Origin of the sequence: Emticicia sp., assembly GCF_049241225.1 — a bacterium.
Taxonomy (GTDB): domain Bacteria; phylum Bacteroidota; class Bacteroidia; order Cytophagales; family Spirosomataceae; genus Emticicia.
The window spans coordinates 1-1508 of record NZ_JBMLRC010000107.1; the positions used below are offsets into that span (position 1 = coordinate 1).

The following is a 1508-nucleotide window of genomic DNA, read 5'->3' on the forward strand; positions in this document are numbered from 1 at the left end:
ATGGTGAATCACATAGAAGATTACCCAACCATGATGCTCGACCATTGGGAACTCGAACACCGAGGAGCATTGACTGATGAAGACCGCAAGCGTCATCATATCCAAATCCGAAGTGGCTTTGTGGGTGAAGCTGCCAAGCATTTTTTTACGAATGATTTGGAAAATCCTTACCAAGAAATCAAGCCTTTCGATTGGATTCGAGGAAACCACGTAGGCGGGCGTTCGATTACGTGGGGAAAGCACACTTACCGTTGGAGTAATTATGATTTTGAAGCAAATGCCCGTGAAGGAATTGCTATCGACTGGCCGATTCGCTACAAAGATATTGCTCCGTGGTACTCTTATGTTGAGAAATTTGTGGGTGTAAGTGGCGAAAAACTGGGTTTAGAGCATTTGCCCGATGGCGAGTTTTTACCGCCAATTCCGCTCAATTGTTTGGAAGACCATTTCAAGCAACAAGTCAAAAGTAAATTCAAAAATCGTATCGTAACGCCCGGGCGTGTGGCTCACCTGACGCAACCAACCGAAGTACATTTGGCGTTGGGTCGTGGCAAATGTCAGAACCGAAACCGTTGTTCGAGAGGGTGCCCGTACGGTGCGTATTTTAGTAGTAATGCAGCAACTTTACCCGCTGCCAATAATACAGGAAATTTTGTAATCAGACCCAATTCGATTGCTAAGGAAATAATTTTCGATGAAGCTACGCAGCGAGCAACGGGCGTAAGAGTGATTGACTCCGAAACCAACGAAGTGCATGAGTTTAAAGCAAAAATCATCTTTTCGTGTGCTTCTACGCTGGCCTCTACACAAGTGTTGCTCAATTCAAAATCGAGCCGTTTCCCGAACGGAATGGGTAATGATAGTGGCGAGTTAGGCCATAATCTGATGGACCACCATTATCACGTAGGGGCAATGGGTGATTTTGATGGTTTGGAAGACCAGTATTATAAAGGACGAAAACCCGCAGGGCTTTTTATTCCAAAATACGTGAATATTGATGAGGCATCAAAGAATCCGAATTTCTTACGAGGCTATGATTATCAAGGTGCGGGAGCGGGTCGAGCAGGCTGGGGCAGAGGTGCCGACGAACACGCCATTGGGGCAGATTTTAAAGAATCGCTCTATAAACCAGGCGGCTGGAGTATGGGTTTGATGGGTTTTGGTGAAGTATTGCCTTACCACGAAAACAAAGTGACGCTCCACGAATCAAAAGTTGATAAGTGGGGTATTCCACAGTTGGTTTTTGATGCTGAAATTAAGGATAATGAACTAAAAATGCGTAAGCAAATCATGGCCGATGCTGCCGAAATGCTTGAAGCTTCGGGTTTTAAGAATGTCCGAACTTTTGATAATGCTGGCGGTTTGGGCAATGGCGTTCACGAAATGGGAACTGCTCGGATGGGTAAAGACCCCAAAACTTCAGTTTTGAATGAAAACAACCAAATTCATGCAGTAAAAAATGTTTTCGTAACTGATGGTGCTTGTATGACTTCATCGAATTGCGTAAA

At 44.6% G+C, this 1508-nt stretch carries 1 protein-coding gene; it reads left to right on the forward strand.

Features of this window, described 5'->3' with window-relative positions:
• On the forward strand, positions 1 to 1508 hold a 1508-nt coding region (locus ACOVO2_RS06790), incomplete at both ends, for a GMC oxidoreductase (protein ID WP_421769246.1).